Source organism: Actinoplanes flavus (assembly GCF_017592555.1).
Classification (GTDB): domain Bacteria; phylum Actinomycetota; class Actinomycetes; order Mycobacteriales; family Micromonosporaceae; genus Actinoplanes; species Actinoplanes flavus.
Map to the genome: position 1 here is coordinate 205,664 of NZ_JAGFNS010000010.1, position 22,199 is coordinate 227,862.

Consider the following 22,199-nt stretch of genomic DNA (forward strand, 5'->3'; position numbering starts at 1 on the left):
CGGCGGCCGGGATAGGGGTTCTCGATCAAGAACCCCTATCCCGGCCGTCCGATATTGCCCAGCCATTCCTCGCATCCGTAACGTTCTCGGCGACGGGACAACGGAAATGCGAGGGAGGTGGAGGGCGTGACCGCGTCACCGAACGGTGTGCTGACGGAATCGATCTCCGTTTCCGAGGCCACGGAAATGGCCCGGCGGGCACGGGAACGGGTCGTCGGCCGCGTTTCCGGGCACCCCGACCGCCGGGACACCGGCGAGCATTTCCGGGTCGCCGCGCTGAACGACACGCTTTTGCCGGAGCGGGTCCGTGACGCGCTGGACCGGTTGCGCGACGGCGCCGCCGACGCGGTCGTCGTCCACGGCCTGCCGGCCGACGAGCCCGCCGTGCCCGTGCTGGGCTGGACCTGGCTGGGCATGGTGACCCGGCGGCTCGGCCACGAGTACGGGTACCGGGCGGAGAAGGACGGCGACCTCGTCCACGACGTCCGGCCCCGCCCGGAGGGCGCGGCCACCCAGTCGAACGCGTCCTCGGCGGTGGACCTGTCGCTGCACACCGAGGTGGCCTTCCACGACATCCGCCCGGATTTCGTGGTCCTCTACGGGGTGCGCAGTCCGGAGCCGCGGCCGGCCACCCGCCTCGTCCGGATCGCCGACGCCATTCGGAAATGCCGTCCGGAGACGGTTCGCGAATTGCGCGAGCAGCATTTCCGGATCGCCGCCCCGGAGAGTTTCGCGCAGGCCGGCATCATCGGCGACGTCGTCCCGATCGGTGGATCCGGCGATTGGCCGACGATTCGCTGGCACAGTTCCATCGTCGCGGAGAATCCCCGTCGCCGGGCCGCGGTCACCGATTTCCTGGAGTCCGCGGAAAGCGTCGCCCACCATGTGCGGCTCGGCCCCGGCAGCCTGGTGGCCTTCTCCAACAGCCGCTGCCTGCACGGCCGGGACTCGTTCGCGGCCCGCTACGACGCCCGCGACCGCTGGCTGCTGCGCACCTACGTGCTGCGCGACGTCACCCGGCTGATGTCCCGCTACGGGCTCGAACCCGACAGCGCCGGGATCCGTACGCTGGCCGAGGCGGTGGCCTCATGATCACCGATCGCCTGCTGAACCTCGACGACTTCGAGCGCGCCGCCCGGACCGTCCTGGACGACGCCCGCTGGGCCTACCTGTCCGGCGGCGCGGGCCGCGACGACGGCGTCCGCCACAACGAGGCCGCCCTGCGCCGCTGGAAACTGCGGCCGCGCCCGCTCAACGGGGTGGCCGACCCGGACACCGGCGCCGACGTGCTGGGGTTCGAGGCCACCCTGCCGGTGCTGCTGGCGCCGACCAGCCCGCTGCGGCTGTTCCACCCGGAGGCCGAACTGCCGGTCTCCCGGGCCGCCGACCGGGCCGGGGTGCTGCCGATCGTCAGCAACGACAGCCACCACAGCCTCACCGACATCGCCGGGCAGGGGCCGTTCTGGTTCCAGCTGTACTGCTACGGCAGCCGGGACGACGTCACCCGTACGATCCGGCTCGCCGAGTCCCTGGACGCCCGCGCCCTGGTCGTCACCGTCGACAACAGCCATCCGTCGCGGCGGCTCGCCATGCTGCGGGCCGGGTTCGCCACCCCGCCGGAGGTGCGGTTCGGCATCCACTCCGAGAGTGGCTTCTCCGACGGCTGGGTGCCACCCGACACCCGGCTGCCGCGCTGGCCGCTCACCTGGGAGCAGCTGGACTTCATCCGGGACAGCACCGGCCTGCCGGTGGTCGTCAAAGGGGTGCTGCACCCGGCCGACGCGGGCGAACTGGCCGCTCGCGGGGTGTCCGCGCTGATCGTGTCCAACCACGGTGGCCGGCAGCTGGACGACACGGTCGCGGCGATCGACGCCCTGCCCGCGATCGTCGCCGCCACGGCCGGGCGGATACCCGTGCTGATGGACGGCGGCGTCCGCAGCGGCGCCGACGTGATCAAGGCGCTGGCGCTGGGCGCGACGGCCGTGTGCATCGGCCGCCCGTACGTGTGGGGCCTGGCCGCCGACGGCGAGGACGGCGTGTTCCACGTGATCGACGTGCTCCGGCAGGAACTCCTGGACGTGGCGAGGCAGCTCGGTGTGAGCAGCCTGCGCGACGTCCCCCCAGACCTGGTGGTCCGTACCGCCATGGACATCACTGTCGACGAGGAGTGGAGGTGTTCTGCATGATCCAGCGAATCAAGGCGCGCTTCGCGCGTAAGGCCCTCGCGGGCGCGTACCCCTGGCACTGATCGATGACGGGGGCCGGAACCACCCGAACGGTTCCGGCCCCCTCGTAACACCCCGAGGGAGGTGGCCGGTGAGCGTCGCACCGCCGGTGCAGGCCGGACTGTCCCGCGCCGACCTGCTGGAGGACTACGACCGGGACCGCGCCGGTTTCGTCCTGCGCGCCGCCCGCCGCTACGGGCCGGTGGTGGAGCTCAGCCCCGGAACCGTGCTGATCAGCGACGGCGAGATCGCCCACGACGTGCTGCGCCGCACCAACCGCGACTTCCTGATGGACCGCGACCGGGCCTGGCGACCCACCGGCAGCCGCCGCGGCGAGGACGCCCTCGACAGCTGGATGCACGCGCGCCGCGCCATGCTGTCGGCCCTCTCCGGCGGCCTCGTCGAGGAACACCTTCGGTGGTACGACGCCGAGCTCACCACCCTCATGGACACCTGGGCGGACGCCGGCCGCACCGGCGACCCGATGCCGCCGCTGGTGCACCTGAGCACCGACGCCTTCCTGCGCCTCTGCGTCGGCCCCGGCACCGCCCGGCACACCCGCGACGGCCTCTCCGCCCTGGTCGCGGACCTGCTCGGCGCGCTCAACCCGATCGTCCGCTCGTCGTTCGAGCTGCCCTGGTTCCTGGACCGGTTCACCGCCCGCCGCCGGCGCGCCACCCGGGCCCAGCATCGTCTGGACGCGGCCCTGCGGGCGCTGGTGAACCGGCCGCCGGACGGCGGCCTGATCGCGATCCTGCGCGACGCCGGCGTGCCCACCGATCCGCTGGTGCGCATCCTGGTGTCGGCCACCATCGCCGCCCGCCTGGTGCCGGCCGCCGCCAACGGCTGGCTGCTGCACGCGCTGGCCGTCCACGCGCCGGACGGGGAGCCGTCGCACATCGTCGACGAGGTGCTGCGGCTGCGCCCGCCGACCTGGCTGATGCACCGCGCCACCCACGGCGAGGAGGTCAGCGGCCGGTGGCGGTTCCCGGCCGGCGCCGCCCTGATGATCAGCCCGTACGCGATCCACCGCGACGAGCGCCACTTCCCGGACCCCGAGGAGTTCCGCCCGCGGCGCTGGACGGGCGCCCGGCTGCCGGCCGGCGCGTACCTGCCGTTCGGCGGCGGACCGCGCTGGTGCGTCGGCACCCACCTGGCGAAGGCGCAGCTCACCACCGCCGTGGAGGTGTTCCGGAGGTTCCGGCTGGAGGATGTGTCCAGTGTGGTCGTCGCCGACACCGACTCCACGATGTACCCGCGTGGCCTGGCGCTGAGCGTGGCCCGCACCGACTGAGGAAGGACTGCACATGCGAGTTCGGGCCGGAGACGTACGCCTGCACGTGACGACCCTGGGGAACGAGTGGCACGACGGGTCGCGGCGGCCCGACATCATCGCCGTGCACGGTGGCCCCGGCATCGACGGCTCCATGCTGCGCCTGACCATGCGGCCGGCCGCCGACTACGCCCACGTGATCGTCCCCGACCTGCGCGGGCACGGCCGCAGCGACCGCGGCGAACCGGCCGACTGGAACCTCGACGTGTGGGCCGACGACCTGGCCGCCCTCGTCGACACCCTGGGACTGCCGAACCCGTACCTGCTGGGCACCTCGTTCGGCGGTTTCGTGGTGCAGCGGTTCCTGTCGCGCCACCCGGAGACCCTCGCCGGCGCCATCCTGATCGGCACCGGCGCCCGGCAGGCCAGCCACGACGAGATCGTGGAACGGCACCGGGTGCTCGGCGGCGACCGGGCGGCCGACGTGATGCGCCGCTCGCTCACCGACCACTCGCCGGAGGCGGAACGCGAATGGGCCGAGGTGTGCGGGCCGCTCGCCATCCGCCGCGCGCCGGACGACGACTACCAGCGGGCGGTCCGCGACCGGATCAGCACGCCGGAGATCAACGCCGGGTTCATCTCCCAACTGTCCGGCCTGGACCTGCGGCCCGACCTGGCCGCCGCCCGCCGCCCGGTGATGGTGCTGGTCGGCGAGTACGACCCGCTGATCCCGTACGAGGTGGCCGCCGAGACCGTGGACAGCCTGCCCGCGGGCACCGGCGAGCTGCACGTCGTGCCGGGCGCCAGCCACCAGGCGATCTGGGACGCACCCGACGCCACCCACGCGCTGATCCGCAAGTTCACGGAGGGATCATGACCGGCTTCGTCGCGCCGACCGCCGAACGGTTCCGGGACGCCACCGCCGAGCTGCGGGAACTGTCCGCCCCGTACGCGAGGGAGCGGTTGATCTTCCAACCGCCGATCGAGAGCGCCGAGCGGGTGCGCAAGCTCGAACAGGCCTGCCAGACCGTCTTCGAAGGGCTCGACGCGGTGCTGCGCGACCTCTGCGGCGGCGACGTGTCGAGAATGGCCCGGCTGTGCCGCGCCACCGCGCCCGAGCTGCGGTTCCTCACCCGCCAGCCGCACCAGAACTGGTCCACGGTGGCCCGCCCGGACGTCATCTCCTCCGACGGCCGCACGGTCGTCATCGAGATCAACGGCGACTCGCCGGCCGGGCTGTTCGGCCTGCACGACATCATCACCCGCGCGCAGACCGCCTTCCTGCCGCCGTCGGCGACCCTGGCCCGGCCCGCCGTGGCCATGCACGGCCTGCTCGCCGGGCTCACCAAGAGCTTCGGCGCGTTCGACGGCATGGTGGCCATCTGCTACTGGCGGCACGAGCAGGCCGCCGGGCCGGTCGACTGGCAGTACGAGCTGTTCGCCCGCGAACTGCGCCGCCACGGCATCGACGCGGTGCACTGCGCGCTGGAGGACCTGGAACTCTCCGACGACGGCGTCCGGCACGAGGGCCGCGAGGTCAGCGTCGTCTACCGCTACTTCGAGTCACCGGAACCGGGCGCCGACGACGAGTTCGCCGTGCTCGACACCCTGTTCCGGATCGCCGAGAGCGGCCGGGTCGGCCTGTTCACCGGCTACCGGGCCGAGGTGCTGGCGTCCAAGGCGGCGCTCGCGGTGCTGTCCGCCGCGACCGGGATCCCGCGGTCGCTGCGGGCCCGGCTGGCCGAACACGTGCCGTGGACCCGGATCCTCGAACCCCGCCGGACCCTGTTCGACGGCCGTGAGGTCGACCTGCTGCCGTGGGCCGAACGGGAGAAGGACCGGCTCATCGTGAAACCGGTCCGCGGCCACGCCGGCAAGGGCGTCACCGTCGGCCGTGAGGTGTCGCCCGAGGTGTGGGCCGAGGTCCTCGCCGCCGGGGTGCGCGGTGGGGCGGGCGATCACCCGTACATCGTGCAGGAGCTCGTCGACCCGGATCCGCTGCCGGTCGCCTTCACCGACGAGCACGCCCGCGTCACCAGCATCGTCACCCCCTCGGTCAACGGCGTGTTCATCGTGGAGAACGCGGCGGTGGCGGTGCTGCGCCGCTACGCCGTCAACAACACCGGGACGATCAACATCAACCCCTTCTCCGGGTACGCTCCCTCGCCCGTCTGGGTCGCGTCATGAGGTGGCAGCCGTCCACCTACCTGTTCGCCTCCGGGGCCGCGGCCAGCCTCGGCGACGGCATCCGCTACGCGGCCATGCCCCTGCTGGCCGTGCACGTGACGAGGAACCCGGTCAGCGTCGCCGCCGTCGCGGCTGCCCTCTCCGCGGCGCACCTGCTGTTCGGCTTCCACGTCGGCGCCGTGGTGGACCGGTTCGACCGGGTGCGGCTGCTGCGCCGTACCCAGCTGATCCGGCTGGCGCTCATGCTCGTCCTGGTCGGCGCGGTCGCCGTCGACCAGGCCACGCTGCCGATGCTGCTGGTCGCGGCGTTCCTGCTGGGCACCGCCGAACTCGCGGCCGACACCGCGGTGCAGGCGCTCACCCCGGTCGTGGTCCGGGACGCCGGGCTGGAGAAGCTCAACGCCGGGCTGACCGCCTCCCAGTCGGTCGGCGAGGACTTCGCCGGCCCGGCCGCCGGCGGCGTGCTGTTCGCCTGGAACCCGCTCGCCCCCTTCGTGGCGGTCGCCGGCACGCTCGCCGCCAGCTGGGGTTTCCTGACCCGGCTGCGGGTGCCCGGCCGGGTCGCCGAGCCCGCGGTCCGGCGGTCGCTGACCGCCGAGGCCCGGGACGGGCTCACCTATCTGCTGCGGGAGCCGACCCTGCGGACCCAGGCGGTGTGGGCGGCCGCCATGAACCTCGGGGTGGCCGCCGCCAACGCCACCCTGGTCCTCTACGTGGTCGAGAAGCTGCACCTCAGCGGCGGCGCCTACGGTCTGCTGCTGACCTGCGCGGGCGTCGGCGGGCTGGCCGGCGCGGCCGCCGTGTCGCACACCGTCCGGCTGCTGGGCCGGGTCCCCACGATGATCGCCGCCAGCCTGGTGGCCGGGCTGGCCACGGCCGGTGTCGCGCTCACCGGCTCGGTGTGGCTGATCGGCGTCTTCCAGTTCCTGGCCGGGTTCTGCGGGGTGTCGTTCTCGATCGTCGGCCGCTCGCTGCGGCAGAGCATCACCCCGGACGCCCTGATGGGCCGGGTCACCAGCATCTACCGGCTGATCGGCTTCGGCTCGCTGCCGCTGGGCGCGATCGGCGGCGGCGCGATCGCACACCGGCTGGGCCTGGGCGTGCCGTTCCTGCTGGCCGGCGCGGTCATGGTCGGCAGCACCCTCACGCTGGGGCTGCTCACCCGCCGGGCGCACCTCACCGGAGTCCCCGGCGGCACGGACCATCCGGAGCCGGCCCGTACCTGATCCGCCCGGCCACCGATCTACGCCCGGCGGGCGCGGCACAGGCCGCGGTGGCAGCCGGCTCGCGCCGGCCGGGCGGGACGGCCGCCGTCCGGCGGGACGGGGTCACGCGTACCGGGAAAGGGGTTGTTTAAGGTTTTGGGGTGCCTCGCGTCTCCGAAGCCCACCTCGCCGCCCGCCGCCGGCAGATCCTCGACGCCGCCGCCCGGTGTTTCGTGCGCAACGGGTTCCACCAGACGTCCATGCAGGATGTGATCAAGGAGGCCGAGCTCTCGGTCGGGGCCTTCTACCGCTACTTCAAGAGCAAGAACGAGCTGATCACGGCCATCGCGGGGGAGAAGATCTCGCAGGCCACCGGGCTGCTCGACGCTCTGCTCGCCCTCGACCCGATGCCACCGATCCCGGAGATCCTGGAACGCCTGCTGGAGCTGGTCGACGCCGCGGCCGACCACGACGGCACGGTGCGGATCGCCGTGCAGGTGTGGGGCGAGGCGGTGCACGATCCGGAGGTCGGCGCGCTGGTCACACAGATCTACGGGCGGGTCCGCGACCGCGCCGTGCTGATCGCCGAGCGGGCCCGGGCGGCCGGGCGGCTGCCGCCGGACGCCGACGTCACCGGCGCCGGCGCGGCGTTCTTCGGGCTGGTGCAGGGCTACATCCTGCAGAAGGTGCTGCTCGGCGGCACCGACCGGCACACCTATGTGTCCGGCGTGCGGACCCTACTGTCCTAGTGCGGCGGCCGCCGCGGGGACGGCGGCGAGACCGTTGGGCAGCGTGAAGGTGAAGCAGGTGCCGCCCGCCGGATCGTCGGTGGCGGTGATGGTGCCGCCGTGCCGTTCCACGATGCGCCGGCAGATCGCGAGCCCCAGCCCGGTGCCCTGATAGCCGCCACCGACGTGCGCCCGGTGGAAGTTGCCGAAGATCGCCTCGTGCTGGCCCTCGGGGATGCCGATGCCGTTGTCGGCGATGCGTACGGTGACCATCGTCTCGCCCTGCTCCGCGGTGATCCGCAGAGCGGGGACCACGCCCGGCGCCGTGTACTTGACGGCGTTGCCGACCAGGTTGTCGATCAGCTGCCGGACCAGCACCGGATCCGCCTGGACCGACGGCAGCTCGCCGATGCTGAAGCGCGGTTCCGGCCGGCCGGACGCCACCGCCGCGTCCGCGCGGGCGAGGGCGATGTCGGCGATCACCTCGCCCAGGTCCACCCGGACCGGGACGACCGTCGCCTCCCGCGCCGTCGCGTAGGACAGCAGACCGTCGATCAGGCCGTGCATGCGCGCGGAGGCCTGGGCCAGGCGGTCCAGGCCGCCGCGCGCCTCGGCGAGATCGGGATGATCGGGTACGCCGTCCAGCGAGTACCGCACCGCCATCGTCCACCCGTCCACGCTGGCGATCGGGTTGAGCAGGTCGTGGGCCACCACGCCGGCGAAGTTGATCAGCTCGTCGCGGTGCCGCCGTTCGGCGGTCACATCGTGGAAGAGCACCACCGTGCTGACGGTGCCGTCGGGGTGCGGCAGGTTCGTGGCGGTCACCTGAACCACCCGGCTGTCCGGCGTCTCCTCGTGGTGGACCAGCATGTCCACCTTGGGGTCGCTCTCGGCGGCGAGTTCCCGCAGGTAGGCCGGCTCGCCCTCGGCGTGCCGGGTGCCGTCGACGTGGTGGAGGCCGGCCCAGCCGGCGCCGTCACCGAACAGCTTGACGACGGCCGGGTTGCGCAGTGTCACCCGCTCGTCCGGGCCGATCACCGCGAGGCCGTCGCCCATCGAGTCGATGATCGCGGCGAGCAGGTCGGCGTGGTGCGTGATCTCCGCCTTCTGCGCGGCCAGTTGCACCTGCCGGGCGGCCAGCTCGGCCTTCTCCTGGGCCAGGGCGTCCAGCAGCGTGCGCCGTTCGTCGCGGCCCAGCGCCAGGACCAGCCCGACCAGGGCCACCAGGGCGACGAAGAGCTGCATGACACCCGCGCGCACCACCGGGACGCCGACCAGGGGGAACGGGCCGGAACCGGCCAGGGTGCACCACGACACGACGACGTAGACCACGGCGTTGTACGCCAGCACCCAGGGGGTGCTGAGGCGGGTGCCCACCAGAACGGTGAAGCCGAGGAGGGTGAACGCCAGGGGCAGGTGACTGTCGGACGCGAACACGGTCAGGTAGGCGGCGATGCCGAGAACGGCGATGCCGGTGACCTCGGCGATCCGCCAGAGCGAGACGGGGCGGGGGCGGCGCCACTTGCCGGTGATCGAGCCGTTCCCGGCCCGGAACCGGCTGACCGCGGCGCCGGCGTAGATCCCGGCGGCTCCGATGATCAGGATGCCGGCCATGTGCCGGGCCATCGACATGGCCGAGACGAGGACCGGGAACCCGTCGGGGGAGACCAGCCCCTGGCCCAGCACATTGACGGATTTGGCGACGAGGGTCGCGCCGAGCCCGGCCCCGAGCAGGATCCACAGGTCCCGCGGGCTGCGCAGTGAGGCGTCGCCGCCCGTGCCCCAGAGGTGCGGGCCCCACCGGCGCAGCAGCCCGAGGAAGACGGTGACCTCGATCAGGCCGACGAACGCGGCCACCACGGAGCCCGCCGCCGGGGCTCCGGTCAGCCAGTTCGTCGTGCCGAGGATCAGGGCGAGCAGCAGCATGTCCAGGCGCCGGGTGGGCGCCCGGCGGTGGGCGCAGAACCAGACCACGGCGACACCGGCGGCCGGCCAGACCAGGTTCACCTGGTCACCCAGCCAGAATCTACGGCCGATGTAGCACGCGGCGGCGTAGACGAGAGCGAACAACATGCTCCGGGCCAGGGAAAGCCCGTAACCGGTCGTCATCGCCGCCCCCGCTTGACAGTCGTCCTCTTCCTATCGGCCGGGTTTCAGCGGCGCTGAGAGCGTCTCCGGCTCAGATCGCGAACGGCGGCCGCCCCACCAGAGCCACGGCCGCCAGCACCAGCACGCTCGCGCCGATCTCCACGAAACCGACCCGCTTCGGTGTCAGCGACCGGCCGGGCAGCACCCACGCGCGGACCGTCAGGAGCGCGAAGACCAACGCGGCCGGAATGCTGATCACGGTCACCGCGGCGAGCGCGGCCAGGTGATAGCCGACCGAGGCCGTCCGGTACGTGCGACTGCCGCGCTCCCGGATCATCGTCTTCACGTGGAGGACCGTGCCGGTGAGGTAGAGCAGCACCAGCACGGACGCCGCCCACGTGTCGGCGGGCCGGCCGCCGGCGATCACCGTGACCACGCCGATGACGAGGCAGCTCTGCGCGACCGAGGCCAGATCGTTGAGCAGGGCCCGTTCCCGGCGGCGCCAGGCGTACCAGGCGTTGACCGCCAGCAGGACGGCGTAGACCGGCGCGAACCACAGCAGCCGCGGCTCGGCGGCCAGCACGATCGCGCCGGCCGGGACGGCGACCAGCCCGTACAGCCGGAACTGGGGCAGGTAGCGGCCCGGCCGGCGCGACTTGACCGCCAGGAACACGTAGTACGACAGCAGGTAGCCGGCCAGCCAGGCGCACAGCAGCGGCAGGTCCGGCCAGCGGAACCCGGCGACGAGCAGCCCGGCCAGATAGGGCAGCAGCAGCATCGCCCACGCGCCGTGCTGCGGCGGCACGAACTGCCGGATCGTGCGGCGGGCCGGCCGTGTCGAGGTGGTGCTCACGGGACCGACGTTAGGCGCCGGACGGGACCCGTGCCCAGGACCGAAGGTCACCCTCGCCACTACCTTCGGCTCTGACCGGCGGCCCGGGCGATCGGTTAGCCTTGCCGCCATGAGTGAGCGGGAGGCCCAGCGGCGGATGGCCGGATACCGGTTCGCCGTGCCGATGGCGGGCCCGCACGTGCGCCGGGTCTTCGACGAGCGCTGTCTCGGCCGCTGAAGCCGAGCCCTCCGCCACGCACGCTCCGACCGAGGATCCCCCCTTGCTGGAAGACATCCGCGCCTACTGCCGGCGCGACCCCGCCCTGTACGGCGTCCGCGTCGCCGAGGTGCTGCTCTACCCCGGCCTGTGGGCGCTCTGGGGTCACCGCGTGGCGCACCTGCTGCACCGCGCCCGCATCCCGTTCCTGCCGCGCCTGCTCTCCCAGGTGATGCGTTTCGTCACCGGCATCGAGATCCACCCGGGGGCGGTCGTCGGGCGGCGGCTGTTCATCGACCACGGCGCCGGTGTGGTGATCGGCGAGACCGCCCGGATCGGCGACGACGTCACCATGTACCACCAGGTCACCCTGGGCGGGCGCGGCTGGGCGCGGGACGCCAAGGGCAGCCGTCGTCACCCCGAGGTGGGTGACCGGGTCACCCTGGGGGTGGGCGCCACGGTGCTCGGCCCGGTCCGGATCGGGGCGGACGCCGAGATCGGCGCCATGTCCCTGGTCGTCTCCGACGTTCCGGCCGGTGCCCGGCTGCGGGCCCCGGCCGCAGAAATCGTCCCCGACTCTTTCCCACAGAACGCAGGAGCGAGGAAATGATCTACAGCGACGTCACCGAGTTGATCGGCCGCACCCCGATGGTGCGGTTGACCCGTTTCGAGCCAGGGCTGCCGGCGAAGCTGATCGCCAAGCTCGAGTCCGCGAACCCCGGCGGCAGCGTCAAGGACCGGATCGCCCTCGCCATGGTGGAGGCCGCCGAGGCCACCGAGGAACTGCGCCCCGGCTCCGCCATCGTGGAGGCCACCAGCGGCAACACCGGCATCGGACTGGCCCTGGTGGCGGCCGCCCGCGGCTACCGGCTCACCCTCACCATGCCGGACAGCATGAGCGCCGAACGGCGGGCGCTGCTCGCGGCGTACGGTGCGAAGCTGGTCCTCACCCCGGCGGCCGAGGGCATGAAGGGCGCCGTCGCCAAGGCGCTGGAGATCGCCGAGGAGCAGCGGGCCTGGCTGCCCATGCAGTTCGACAACCCGGCGAACCCGGACATGCACCGGCGTACCACGGCCCTGGAGATCTGGAACGACACCGACGGCCAGGTGGACCTGTTCGTCGGCGGTGTCGGCACCGGCGGCACCCTCACCGGTGTCGGCCAGGTGCTCAAGGAGAAGCGGCCCGAGCTGCGCGTCTACGCGGTCGAGCCGGCCGAGTCGCCGGTGCTGTCCGGCGGCCCGTCCGGCCCGCACGGCATCCAGGGCATCGGCGCCGGGTTCGTGCCCGAGGTGCTGGACCCGACCATCTACGACGAGGTGGTCAAGGTCGACGTGGAGCAGGCCCGGGAGGCCGGGCGCCAGCTGGCCCGCACCGAGGGCATCCTGGCCGGCGTCTCCAGCGGCGCGGCCCTGCACGCGGCCCGCGAGCTGGCCTGGCGGGCCGAGAACGTCGGCAAGACCATCGTGGTCGTGCTGCCGGACACCGGCGAGCGCTACCTGAGCACCCCGCTGTTCGCCAACCCCTGAGACGTCGATGTCCCGGCGTGCCGCGCACGCCGGGACATCGTGAGGGACCGGTCAGAGGTTGGTCTTGACGCCGACGGCCTTGCAGGCGGCGTTGAACTCCTTGGCGGCCTTGGCCGACTCCGGGTTGTCGGCGGCGTTGACCGGGTCGTCGGCCTTGGCGGCCTTCGCGGCCTCGGCGGCGTTGGCCTTGAGGGCCGTGCCGACCGCGGTGTCCGAGCCCTCGGCCGCCTTCTCCAGGTTGGCGGCGAAGTCGCTCAGCATCAGCGCGGCGTCCTTCTTCGGCACGTCGCCGCCGGTGGTGCTCATGATGGTGAGCAGCGCCTTCCGGAACGACTCGCTCGCCTTGTTGGCGTCCTCGCAGATCACCTTGTCGGCGGGCGCGGCCGCGGCGGGCGCGGTGGTGGCCTGAGCCTCCGGAAGGGTCGCGGTCGCGGCCGGGGCGGCCGGCTCGGCGGTGGTGGCCGCCTTGTCGTCGCCGCAAGCGGCCAGACCCAGCAAGGAAGCGCCGGCGAGAACGGCGGTGGCAATGCGCACAGTAATCACACAGGCAAACTAGTCGATCAAGTGTACGAAGATCAAATCGCCGGGGGCCGCGAGGGCCGGCCGGGCTCCGGCACCCCGATCCGGGCCAGCTTCCGCGGGGCCCGGATCAGGTCGACCCGCCGGATCCGGCCGGCGGCGACCATGAAGGCGATCACCGTGTCGACCCGGCCGTCGCGGTGCACCGCCATGCCGAGCAGGCCGTTCACGGTGACCGGCGTGAGCGGTTCGCCCCTCGCGGCCAGGCCCAGCAGAAAACGGGCGGCCCGGGTGGCGCCGTGCACCGGCCGGCGTGCGGTGCCCGTCCGGCCGCCGCCGTCGCTGGTCACCACGGCGTCCGGGTCGAGCATGGCGACCAGGTCGCCGAGCCGGCCGCCGGCGGCGGCCGCCAGGAAGCGTTCCACCACCCGGCGGTGCTGGTTCGGGTCGGTGTCGACACGAGGGGTACGGTCGCGCACGTGCCGCCGGGCCCGGACCGCGAGCTGCCGGACCGCCGCGGGGGTCCGCCCCACGGCCGCCGCCACCTCCGCGAAGGTGAGGCCGAACAGGTCGTGCAGCACCCAGGCGGTGCGCTCGGCCGGGGTCAGCGACTCCAGGACCACCAGCAGCGCGTACCCGATCCGCTCGTCCAGGGTGACCCGGTCGGCCGGGTCCGCGGTCACCACCGGTTCCGGCAGCCACGGCCCCGGATAGGTCTCCCGCCGCATCCGGGCGGACCGCAGCACGTCGGTCGCCGCCCGGGCCACCGCCACCACGGCCCACGCCTCGACGTCGTGCACCGGCCCGGCCCGGGCCAGCCGGAACCAGCACTCGGACACCACGTCCTCGGCCTCGGCGACCGAACCCAGGATGGCGTAGGCGACCCGGACCAGGCGCGGGCGGGCCGCGGTCCAGGCGGCGGCCGGGCCGGCGGTCACCGCCGGGCGCCGGTCGTGTCCAGGATCGCCGCGACGACCCGTTCGGGAGTGTCGTCCATCGGCACGTGACCGGCGCCGGGCAGGTCGGCCCGGCGGGTGTGCGCCGGCAACTGGTCGGTGTGCCGGGACTGTCCGGCCAGCAGCAGCCGGTCGCGCGCGCCGAAGGACAGCGTGACCGGCATGGTCAGCGGCTCGGTGGCGCGGTACCGGATCCGCCGGGTGGCCCGCAACGTGGACCGGAAACCGGGGCCGCGGCCCAGATCGGCGATGCCCCGCCGGGCAACCTCGGGATCGATCCGCCCCGGGGCGGCGTGGAACTGCCACAGCAGCAGGCGGCGGCCCCACGCCGATCCGGCCAGCGCGGTCAGGGGGCGGTGGGCGTACCGGCAGCCGGCCCAGGTGAGCAGCAGACTGGCCGTGCAGTAGGCCGGGCTGCCCCGCCGCCACAGGCCGGCCGGGGACAGCAGGGTCAGTGAGGCGACCGGGCGCAGCGCCGCCAGTTCCAGCGCCACCCAGCCGCCGAGCGAATGGCCGGCGACGTGCGCGGTGCCGACACCGTGCCGGTCGAGCAGGCCGGCCACCGCCTCGGCCAGGCGCCGCGGGGTCGGCGTGACGCCCGCCGGCAGCGGTGGCGAGTCGCCGCATCCGGGCAGGTCGACGGTGTGGACGGTGTGGGTGGCGGCGAGCCGGTCCAGCACCGGTGTCCAGGCGGCCCGGGTGGAACCCAGACCGTGCAGCAGGACCAGCGGTGGCCCCGCGCCGATCGAGAAGAGTCTCATGGGGGGAGGACGATGTGGATCACCCGGAATGTGACAGCCGGGCGGCCCGTCCGCGGATCGCCGAGGTGAGCCGCGGCGCGTCCCGCTCGCGGCCGGTGACCGGCGCCAGCGACCGGCCGGTCGGCATGCGGCGATTCTGTCGGAGGGTCCGTCTACTGTGCTGGCCATGGATCGCGTACGCCGTGGCCGGATCGCCACCTCGCTGATCTTCCTGCTGTTCGGGGTGGCGCTCGGCGTGTGGACCGCGCGGATCCCGGCGGTCAAGGAGAAGCTCGGGCTGACCGACGGCCGGCTCAGCGTCGCGCTGCTGGCCTTCGCGGCGGGCTGCATCGCCGGCATGACGCTGATCGGCCGGCTCACCGATCGGTTCGGCAGCTCCCGGGTGCTGGTCCCGGCCGCGATCCTGGAGGGTCTGCTGCTGATCCCGCCCGGGTTCGCGGGCGGCCCGGTGACCCTGTCGATCGCCCTGTTCGCGTTCGGCGCCGGGCACGGCACGCTCAACATCGCGATGAACGCCAATGCCGCCGAGGTCGAGCGCGCCATGGAGCGGCCGGTGATGACGTCGTTCCACGCCGTCTACAGCATCGGCGGGTTCGCCGGCGCCCTGCTCGGCGGCCTTTCCGCCCACCTCGGCGCCGGTGTGGGCGCCACCCTGCTGACCGTCGGCCTCGTGGTGCTGGCCGGGGCGGCGTGGTCGGCCCGCCGGGTGCTGCCGTCCACCCCGGCGCCCGCCGCCCCGGTGGCGGAGCGGAGCCGCGACCCGTGGCTGCTGTTCTTCGGTGTGGTGGTGCTGTGCACCCTGGTCGGCGAGGGCGCGGCGGCCGACTGGAGCGCCGTCTACCTGCGTGACGAGCTCGGCGGTTCGGAGGCGTTCGCCGCCTACGGCTATGCCGCCTTTGCGATCATGATGACCGCCGGCCGGGTCTTCGGTGACCGGCTGGCCGCCCGGTTCGGGCCGGTCACCCTGGTCCGCGCCAGCGGGGTGGTCGCCGCGGCCGGGCTGGGCGCCGGGCTGCTGGCCGGGAGCCCGGCCGCCGGGGTGGCCGGGTTCGGGCTGCTCGGGCTGGGCCTGTCCGGTGTGGCGCCGCAGTTCTTCTCGGCCGCCGCCGGCATCGATCCGGCGCGGGCCGGGCGTGCCCTGTCGACCGTGGTGAGCATCGGCTACCTCGGCTTCCTGATCGGCCCGATCGTCATCGGCGCGGCGGCCACCGTCGTCGGCCTGAGCGCCGCGCTGTGGATCCCGGTGGCGCTGGCCGCGTTCGTGGCCGCCGGCGCCGGGGCGATCCGGAGGTCCCGGGTCACGCTGCGACCAGGCAGTCCCGGTTGATCGACGCGATGTCCGGGACGCCGGCCAGCGCCATCGTCAGGTCCAGTTCGGCGATCACGTTGCGGATCACGTCCTCGACTCCGCTCTGGCCGGCGAGGGCGAGCCCGTACATGTAGGGGCGGCCCAGCAGCACGGCGTTCGCGCCCAGCGCCAGCGCGGTGAAGACGTCGGCGCCGGTGCGGATGCCGCTGTCCAGCAGCAGCGTCGGCGCCGCGCCGAGCGCCGCCCGGATGGTGACCAGCGCGTCCAGCGAGGCGATCGCGTTGTCGATCTGCCGTCCACCGTGGTTCGACACCACGATCGCGTCCACGCCCGCGTCGCAGGCGCGCCGCGCGTCGTCCGGGTGCAGGATGCCCTTGAGCACGATCGGCAGCCGGGTGCGGCCCCGCAGCGTGGCCAGATGGTCCCAGCTCAGGCCGGGGTTGGAGTAGATGTCGAGGAACGTCTCGACCGCCGCCCGGGGCGCCGGCGACCGCAGGTTGCCCCAGAACCGGCCGGGGTGGTTGCGGGTCATCGCGAGCAGGGTGCGGATCGCGCCGAGGGTCACCTGGCCGGCCGGTTGCGCGGGCCGCCCGGCGACGATCTCCCGGAACCGGGGGTCCGAGGTGTACTGCGCGATGCCCTGACCGCGGCTGAACGGCAGTGATCCCAGGTTCAGGTCCCGCGGCCGCCAGCCGAGCACCGTGGTGTCCAGGGTGACGACCAGCGCCGCCGCCCCGGCCGCCTCGGCCCGCGCGATCAGGCTGTCGACCAGTTGCTCGTCCTTGCTCCAGTAGAGCTGGAACCAGCGGGTCGCGTCACCCATCGCGGCGGCGCAGTCCTCCATCGGGTTGCAGCCCTGGTTGGAGAAGACGTAGGCGGTGCCGGTGGCGGCCGCCGCCCGGGCGATCGCGAGGTCGCTGTCGGCGCCCATCAGCGCGCCCGCCCCGACCGGGGCGAGCAGCACCGGCGTGTCGTGCCGGCCGCCGGGCAGTTCCACCGACAGGTCCCGCTCGACATGGCCGGACAGCATGCGCGGCACGATGGCCCAGCGCTCGAAGGCGGCCCGGTTGCGCCGCATGGTCCGGCCCTCACCGGCGCCGCCGGCCACGTACGCCCACGCCTTGGCGCTGCTGGCCCGCTCGGCGCGGCGTTCCAGTTCGGCGAAGTCGGCCGGCACGGCCGGCCGCCGCCCGAGGGCGCCCTGGCGGTAGATGGTGCTCAGGCGGGACAGTCCGGCGCCCATGGGTTCCTCCTCGACGAGTCTGCCCGGGAGGCTAAACCAAGTCACGTGACTTGAAAAGCTACGATCTCCGCATGGCATCCCGGGCCGAGCGCCGCGAGCAGGCCGTCGAGGCGCTGCTCGACGCCACCCTGGAGAGCCTGGCCACGGCCGGGTTCGCGGCCACCACCACGCGCGGCGTCGCCCAGCGCGCCGGCGTCAGCCAGGGCCTGCAACAGCACTACTTCCCGACCAAGACGGCGCTCATCGACGCGGCCATCAACCGGCTCGCCACCCGGCTGCTCGACGAGGCGTCCCGGCCGGTCGAGGGCGCCACCGAGCGCCGGCGCGCCGAGCTGCTGCTGCGCCGGATGTGGGACAGCTACTCGTCACCGGTGCTGGCCGTGGTGGCCGAGCTGCTGGTGCTCGCCCGCACCCATCCGGGCACCGCCGCCATGACCGCCGCGACGCTCACCGCCGTCACGCACCGGATCGTCGGGGTCGCGGAGCAGGCCCTGCCCGGCTACGCTCGCACCCCCGGCTTCCGGCAGGCGCTGCTGCTCGCGCTGGCCGCCATCCGCGACACCACGACGATCGCGCGGATCCCCGGTACGGAGGGCGCTCTGCCCACCCTGGACGACATCGTCGACGCCTTCCTGAAAGCAGTCGTTACCGATTCGTGACGCTAGGTGACTTGACAGGGTCCTTAATAATCTTCGCGATGATCGAGACCCGTGAGTTGACGAAGACCTACGGCCGGGTGGACGCCGTCCGCGACGTGACGTTCACCGCCGCCCCGGGCCGGGTGACCGGCCTGCTCGGGCTCAACGGCTCCGGCAAGAGCACCACGCTGCGGATGCTGCTCGGCCTCACCCGGCCCACCCGCGGCCAGGCCCTGATCAACGGCAGCCGCTACCGGGACCTGAAGAACCCGCTACGGCAGGTCGGCGCCGTCCTCGAACAGGGACTGAGCCACCCCGGCCAGACCGGCTACGCCCACATGATGACCCAGGCGAAACTGAGCGGCGCATCCCGGGAACGGGCGGTCGCGCTGCTCGACTACGTCGGCCTCGAGGACGCCGGCGGCAAACGCTCCGGCGAGTACTCGCTCGGCATGCGCCAGCGCCTCGCCGTCGCGACCGCCCTGCTCGGCGACCCGTCCGTGCTGATCCTCGACGAGCCGGCGAACGGCCTCGACCCGCCCGGCATGGCCTGGCTGCGCGGGCTGCTGCGCGACCACGCGTACGCCGGCGGCACCGTGCTCATCTCCAGCCACCTGCTCAGCGAACTGGAACTGCTCGTCGACGACGTGGTCATCATCGGCGAGGGCCGGATGCTGCGCGCCGGCCCCCTCGACGAATTGCGCGCCGGCACCCAGCTGCGCGTCCGCGGCGGCGACCACGAACGGCTCGCCGCGGCGTACGAGCAGGCCGGCGCCTCGATCGCCACCGACGGCCGCAACCTCTACGTGGCCGGGATCAGCCCCGAACAGGCCGGCGACATCGCCCTCGAACAGCGGATCCCGATCTACGAACTCGTCGCCGAGACCCAGCACCTCGAAGACGTCTTCCTGAGCGTGGCGGAGGCCAAATGATCGCCGTACTGCGCAGCGAGCTTTACCGCACCGCCACCGTCCGCGCCTCGGTGCTCGCCCTGATCGGGCTCGGGATCGTGGCCGCCAGCGCCGGCTACCTCAGCGACGAGTTCTGGGCCCTGATGGCCGGCATCGGCACCTTCGGCATCGCCGTCATGGTCACCTGCCAGCACTACCAGCACCGCACCGCCATGCTGCTCTTCCTCGGCGAACCCCACCGCCTCCGGATCCTGGCCGCACAGTCCCTGGTCGCGGTGCTCCTCGGCGTGGTCCTGGTCGCGGTCAGCGGCATCGCGGTCGTCGCCTCCGGCGAATCCGACCGCTACCTGCACACCCTCGCGGTCTCCCCACTGCTGGCGATCTTCGGCGTGGCCAACGCGACCGTCGTCCGCAAGCCGCTCTGGCTCATCGCCGGCTGGCTGGGCTGGCTGCTCTTCGTCGAAGGCATCCTCTACCAGCTCGAAGGCGACATGGTCTTCAGCGCCTTCCTGGCCGCCGCCAGCGGCTCCACCCGCGGCCTGCTCTGGGTCTCCATCTGGACGGCCGCCTCCCTGCCGATCGCCGCCTGGCGCATCGGCCGCGACCTCTCCGGCGACTGATTGCCTGGTCACGGTGGGGGATTCCGTCACCCACCGTGGCCTTTCCTTCCGGTACGCGCGACGCCGCTCTCCCACGACGCCGTGCCGCCTGAGATGCCGTAACGTGGACGGAGGCTTCTTCTCATGAGCCGCTGCCGGGGGTGACGTCGTCGATGAGCGTGGGAGTGGTCGACCACGTCGGTCCATAGACTGAGGACGAGTTTTTCGCACTCGGTGAGACGACGAACCGGATCGAGCTGATCGATGGGAGCCTGGTGGTCAGCCCCGCCCCGAGCATGAGCCGTCAGCGACTCTCCCGTCGTCTGGCGAACGCGCTGGAGGAGGGTGCCGAGCCGGCCGGGCTCTTCGTCTATGAGGCGATCAACGTTCGGTTGCACACCGGACGCATCGTGATTCCCCCCGACCTGGTCGTAGTGGACCTGGATGAGGAGGACGTCACCGCGGACGCCTCTCGGGTGCTTCTGGTCGGTGAGATCGTCTCGCCGAGCAACGCCGCCATGGACCGGGTGCTCAAGATGCAGCTCTATGCCGCCGCCGGCATCGGGTGGTACCTCCTGGTCGAGCACGAGGCACCGGACTCGCTGACACTGCGGCTCAACCGTCTCGATGACCAGCGCTACGTCGAAGAAGCCGTCGTGAAAACCGGCGCGATCCTGACCTCCGAGCAGCCGTTCCGGGTCGGGCTCGACACCCGGTCCCTCGTACGTCGCTGAGACACGCTGCCGCCGACATCACCTGTTCGGTGAAGGCTCGTTTCGCCAACGACACAGGGCTTACCGGCGGACGTCCCGCGATTCGGCCCGGGCGGACGTCAAGGCTCAGGCGTCCTCGTCGTCGGCCGTCGGCAGGGGAGTGACGACGGCCTCGGCGGGGGCCTTGCCGGACCAGCTGAGAGCCACCTTGACGGTGGCCTTGCCGCCCGCCTCGGCCAGCATGCTGGTGATCTTGCCGGTCTTCACGGCCAGTTCGAGGCCGAATTCGATCTGCACCTGATCCGGCACCAGGTCGTCGATGGCGGCGCGCAGGCTGTGCGACACACCCCGGATCGTGTTGCGGAACTCGTCCACATCGACCTGAAGCACCTTGTTGACCGAGGACACGTCGGACGGCCCGGAGCCCGCGGTGTCGAGCCGGGCCCAGACGATCTCGCCGGTCGGCAACTGGATCTGGACAGGTCTACTCATCATGCCTCGCGTGACACACAGTGATCGCCATGGAACGGTCGGACCACGTTATCGCGCGAACTACGGGATGGACAGTCCTAGATAGGTGAGCGGGCCGGGATCGGGGACCGGGAGCACGGTGAAGCCGAGCCGGTCGTAGAAGCCGCGCGCCTTCGTGTTGGCGGTCACCATGCCGACGTGGACGCCGGGCGCGCCGACCGTACCGGTGAAGGTGTCGATCAGACGGCGGCCGAGCCCGCGGCCCTGATAGGGCGGCAGCAGGTCGATGTGCAGGTGGGCGGGAAAGCCGTCGAGGCCGGCCACCAGCATCCGCTCCGGGTGGTGGTGCAGCCAGTGCATGTCCTGGTCGGGGGTGCGCGGCGGGGGCGGCGGCACCGGGTAGCGGTCGCCGAGCAGCGGGATCCACTCGTCCCGGTAGCGTTGCGCGAACCGGGCGGTGTCCGACGTGCCGACCACGTAGCCGACCGCCTCCCCGCCGTCGTCGACGACGAAGGCCAGGTGCGGTTCCAGGTGGGCGTAGGGGCCGGCGAACAGGTCGCCCATCAGGTCGTCGGTCGCGTAGTGGCCGCGGGCGTCGCCGCCCGCGTCGGCGGTGCGGACGCAGATGTCGTAGAGGGCGCGGCGGTCGCCGGGCCGGTAGGGGCGGATCTCTGGCACGCCGCCGACGCTAACCGGTGGAAACGCTTTCACCGCAAGGGTCAGGTGGTGGCGCGCAGGACCGGGCGGCTGGGGAAGAGACGCCGCGGCGCGGGGGCGCCGAGAGCCGCGCGGGCCGCGGCCTGGGCGATCGGCTCGACCGGGTGGGTGGCGGTCGACAATCCGGGGTACGCGGACGCGAGCGGAATGTCGTCGAACCCGGTGACCGCGACGTCCTGCGGCACCCGGATCCCGGCCGCGGCCAGCCCCTGCAACACCCCGAGGGCGGTGGCGTCGCTGACCGTGGCGATCGCGTCGGTGTCCGGCCAGCGGCGCAGCACCGTGGCCGCGGCGGCCCGGCCCCGTTCGGCGGTGAAGTCCCCGGTGACCACCCGTGACGGCAGCCCGGCGGCCCGGGTCAGCTCGGTGTAGGCGCGCAGCGGCGCCCCGGACGCGGCCAGCCACCGCGGCCCGCTGACCAGGGCGATCCGCCGCCGCCCGGTGTCGTGCAGGTGGCGCAGCAGGGCGCCGATCCCGGCGGCGCTGTCCACGTCCGTGCCGCCGGCGCCGATGGCCGCGGTCCGGCCGCGCAACCCGGCCGGCAGGTGGTCGAGCAGGCCCCGGTCGTGGCCGGCGAGCACCACGGCGGCGACGCTGCGGTCGGCGGCGACGGCCTCCAGCGCGGTGGTCGCGGCCAGCGGCAGCCGGCGCAGGCTGACGCCGAGCCCGTCGGGATCGACGGCGGCGGCCATCGCGGCGGCCGCCCGGGCGACGTACGGGTCGTGCAGGATGCCGGCCCGGCGGTCCCGGACGGCGAACAGGATCCGGGTGCCGGCGCCCCGGGCCAGGCGGCGGGCCACCGGATGCGGCACGTACCCGAGTTCGGCGGCGGCCCGGCGCACCGCGTCCCGGCTGGCCGTGGAGGCGGGCCCGCGGCCGGACAGCACCCGGGAGGCGGTCGCGGCCGACACCCCGGCGCGGCGGGCCACCTCGGCGAGATCGGGGCGCGTCATCCCGCCATTGAACACGGAAGGCCCGGGACTTTGGTCCCGGGCCTTCCGGGACCGGAGGCTCAGGCGGAGGGCCTCACGTTTCGACAGGGTTGGGGCGTGCCGGGTGATCGCCCGGCCACCATCACGG

At 73.2% G+C, this 22,199-nt stretch carries 22 protein-coding genes and 1 pseudogene; 14 read left to right on the forward strand and 9 right to left on the reverse strand.

Going from position 1 to position 22,199, the window contains the following annotated elements; all coding sequences use genetic code 11:
• The first annotated feature begins 126 nt into the window (after positions 1 to 126).
• From J5X75_RS17345 to J5X75_RS46000, 7 genes are all read left to right on the forward strand, one after another.
• Complete coding sequence (locus J5X75_RS17345) at positions 127 to 1,092, forward strand: Fe(II)-2OG oxygenase family protein (RefSeq protein ID WP_208468437.1); 966 nt, start codon at positions 127 to 129, stop codon at positions 1,090 to 1,092.
• On the forward strand, positions 1,089 to 2,186 hold the full coding sequence (locus tag J5X75_RS17350) for an alpha-hydroxy acid oxidase (RefSeq protein ID WP_208468438.1): 1,098 nt from the start codon (positions 1,089 to 1,091) through the stop codon (positions 2,184 to 2,186). Before J5X75_RS17345 ends, J5X75_RS17350 begins: the two co-directional genes overlap by 4 nt.
• 130 nt (positions 2,187 to 2,316) lie before the next feature.
• Positions 2,317 to 3,519, forward strand: a complete 1,203-nt coding sequence (locus J5X75_RS45495; RefSeq protein ID WP_208468439.1) for a cytochrome P450 — start codon at positions 2,317 to 2,319, stop codon at positions 3,517 to 3,519.
• A 13-nt stretch (positions 3,520 to 3,532) separates the two neighbouring features.
• A complete protein-coding gene (locus tag J5X75_RS17360) occupies positions 3,533 to 4,375 on the forward strand; it encodes an alpha/beta fold hydrolase (protein ID WP_208468440.1) in 843 nt (280 codons plus the stop codon).
• On the forward strand, positions 4,372 to 5,685 hold the full coding sequence (locus J5X75_RS17365) for an ATP-grasp domain-containing protein (RefSeq protein WP_208468441.1): 1,314 nt from the start codon (positions 4,372 to 4,374) through the stop codon (positions 5,683 to 5,685). Before J5X75_RS17360 ends, J5X75_RS17365 begins: the two co-directional genes overlap by 4 nt.
• Positions 5,682 to 6,911 (forward strand): MFS transporter, encoded by a 1,230-nt coding sequence (locus J5X75_RS17370; protein ID WP_208468442.1) that lies wholly within the window; start codon positions 5,682 to 5,684, stop codon positions 6,909 to 6,911. Before J5X75_RS17365 ends, J5X75_RS17370 begins: the two co-directional genes overlap by 4 nt.
• A 140-nt stretch (positions 6,912 to 7,051) precedes the next feature.
• Complete coding sequence (locus tag J5X75_RS46000) at positions 7,052 to 7,639, forward strand: TetR/AcrR family transcriptional regulator (RefSeq protein WP_208468443.1); 588 nt, start codon at positions 7,052 to 7,054, stop codon at positions 7,637 to 7,639.
• Here J5X75_RS46000 and J5X75_RS17380 read toward each other — a convergent pair.
• Positions 7,628 to 9,727: a sensor histidine kinase gene (locus tag J5X75_RS17380; RefSeq protein WP_208468444.1), complete on the reverse strand. Its 2,100-nt coding sequence runs from the start codon at positions 9,725 to 9,727 to the stop codon at positions 7,628 to 7,630. The two genes, J5X75_RS46000 and J5X75_RS17380, sit on opposite strands and share 12 nt — an antisense overlap.
• Positions 9,728 to 9,797: 70 nt before the next feature.
• Positions 9,798 to 10,559: a YwiC-like family protein gene (locus J5X75_RS17385; protein ID WP_307798126.1), complete on the reverse strand. Its 762-nt coding sequence runs from the start codon at positions 10,557 to 10,559 to the stop codon at positions 9,798 to 9,800.
• Between the two features lie 260 nt (positions 10,560 to 10,819).
• Here J5X75_RS17385 and epsC point away from each other — a divergent pair, with 260 nt between their 5' ends.
• Entirely contained in the window at positions 10,820 to 11,365 is a 546-nt protein-coding gene (gene epsC, locus J5X75_RS17390) for a serine O-acetyltransferase EpsC (protein WP_208468446.1), read from the forward strand.
• Entirely contained in the window at positions 11,362 to 12,282 is a 921-nt protein-coding gene (cysK, locus tag J5X75_RS17395; RefSeq protein ID WP_208468447.1) for a cysteine synthase A, read from the forward strand. The genes epsC and cysK overlap by 4 nt, the downstream gene beginning before the upstream one ends.
• Positions 12,283 to 12,333: 51 nt before the next feature.
• Here the strand turns inward: cysK and J5X75_RS17400 are convergent, their stop codons facing one another.
• Genes J5X75_RS17400 through J5X75_RS17410 form a run of 3 tightly spaced genes read right to left on the reverse strand, consistent with a single transcriptional unit; the run spans position 12,334 to position 14,518 of the window.
• The gene (locus J5X75_RS17400) at positions 12,334 to 12,825 is read right to left on the reverse strand and encodes a hypothetical protein (RefSeq protein ID WP_208468448.1); all 492 of its coding nucleotides are present in this window, start codon (positions 12,823 to 12,825) and stop codon (positions 12,334 to 12,336) included.
• A gap of 32 nt (positions 12,826 to 12,857) precedes the next feature.
• Positions 12,858 to 13,739, reverse strand: a complete 882-nt coding sequence (sigJ, locus tag J5X75_RS17405; protein WP_208468449.1) for an RNA polymerase sigma factor SigJ — start codon at positions 13,737 to 13,739, stop codon at positions 12,858 to 12,860.
• On the reverse strand, positions 13,736 to 14,518 hold the full coding sequence (locus J5X75_RS17410; protein WP_208468450.1) for an alpha/beta fold hydrolase: 783 nt from the start codon (positions 14,516 to 14,518) through the stop codon (positions 13,736 to 13,738). Before J5X75_RS17410 ends, sigJ begins: the two co-directional genes overlap by 4 nt.
• A gap of 166 nt (positions 14,519 to 14,684) precedes the next feature.
• Here J5X75_RS17410 and J5X75_RS17415 point away from each other — a divergent pair, with 166 nt between their 5' ends.
• On the forward strand, positions 14,685 to 15,845 hold the full coding sequence (locus J5X75_RS17415; protein WP_208468451.1) for an MFS transporter: 1,161 nt from the start codon (positions 14,685 to 14,687) through the stop codon (positions 15,843 to 15,845).
• Here the strand turns inward: J5X75_RS17415 and J5X75_RS17420 are convergent.
• On the reverse strand, positions 15,817 to 17,070 hold the full coding sequence (locus J5X75_RS17420) for an alpha-hydroxy-acid oxidizing protein (RefSeq protein WP_208468452.1): 1,254 nt from the start codon (positions 17,068 to 17,070) through the stop codon (positions 15,817 to 15,819). The genes J5X75_RS17415 and J5X75_RS17420 overlap by 29 nt on opposite strands.
• 71 nt (positions 17,071 to 17,141) lie before the next feature.
• On the opposite strand from J5X75_RS17420, the gene J5X75_RS17425 reads away from it, so the two are divergent.
• The 4 genes and pseudogenes from J5X75_RS17425 to J5X75_RS17440 form a co-directional block, all read left to right on the forward strand.
• Positions 17,142 to 17,729 (forward strand): TetR/AcrR family transcriptional regulator, encoded by a 588-nt coding sequence (locus J5X75_RS17425; RefSeq protein ID WP_208468453.1) that lies wholly within the window; start codon positions 17,142 to 17,144, stop codon positions 17,727 to 17,729.
• Between the two features lie 38 nt (positions 17,730 to 17,767).
• Positions 17,768 to 18,640, forward strand: coding sequence for an ABC transporter ATP-binding protein (locus J5X75_RS17430; RefSeq protein ID WP_208468454.1), 873 nt, complete (start codon positions 17,768 to 17,770; stop codon positions 18,638 to 18,640).
• The gene (locus J5X75_RS17435) at positions 18,637 to 19,239 is read left to right on the forward strand and encodes a hypothetical protein (protein ID WP_208468455.1); all 603 of its coding nucleotides are present in this window, start codon (positions 18,637 to 18,639) and stop codon (positions 19,237 to 19,239) included. Before J5X75_RS17430 ends, J5X75_RS17435 begins: the two co-directional genes overlap by 4 nt.
• 206 nt (positions 19,240 to 19,445) lie before the next feature.
• Positions 19,446 to 19,952 (forward strand): annotated as a pseudogene (locus tag J5X75_RS17440) (Uma2 family endonuclease); the annotation flags it as partial.
• Positions 19,953 to 20,057: 105 nt separating this feature from the next.
• Here J5X75_RS17440 and J5X75_RS17445 read toward each other — a convergent pair.
• From J5X75_RS17445 to J5X75_RS17455, 3 genes are read right to left on the reverse strand one after another with little or no spacing between them, the layout of a single operon-like run.
• Positions 20,058 to 20,423 (reverse strand): CU044_2847 family protein, encoded by a 366-nt coding sequence (locus J5X75_RS17445; RefSeq protein WP_208468456.1) that lies wholly within the window; start codon positions 20,421 to 20,423, stop codon positions 20,058 to 20,060.
• Positions 20,424 to 20,483: 60 nt separating this feature from the next.
• Positions 20,484 to 21,080, reverse strand: coding sequence for a GNAT family N-acetyltransferase (locus tag J5X75_RS17450; protein ID WP_208468457.1), 597 nt, complete (start codon positions 21,078 to 21,080; stop codon positions 20,484 to 20,486).
• Positions 21,081 to 21,121: 41 nt separating this feature from the next.
• Positions 21,122 to 22,072, reverse strand: coding sequence for a LacI family DNA-binding transcriptional regulator (locus tag J5X75_RS17455; protein WP_208468458.1), 951 nt, complete (start codon positions 22,070 to 22,072; stop codon positions 21,122 to 21,124).
• Positions 22,073 to 22,199: the final 127 nt, after the last annotated feature.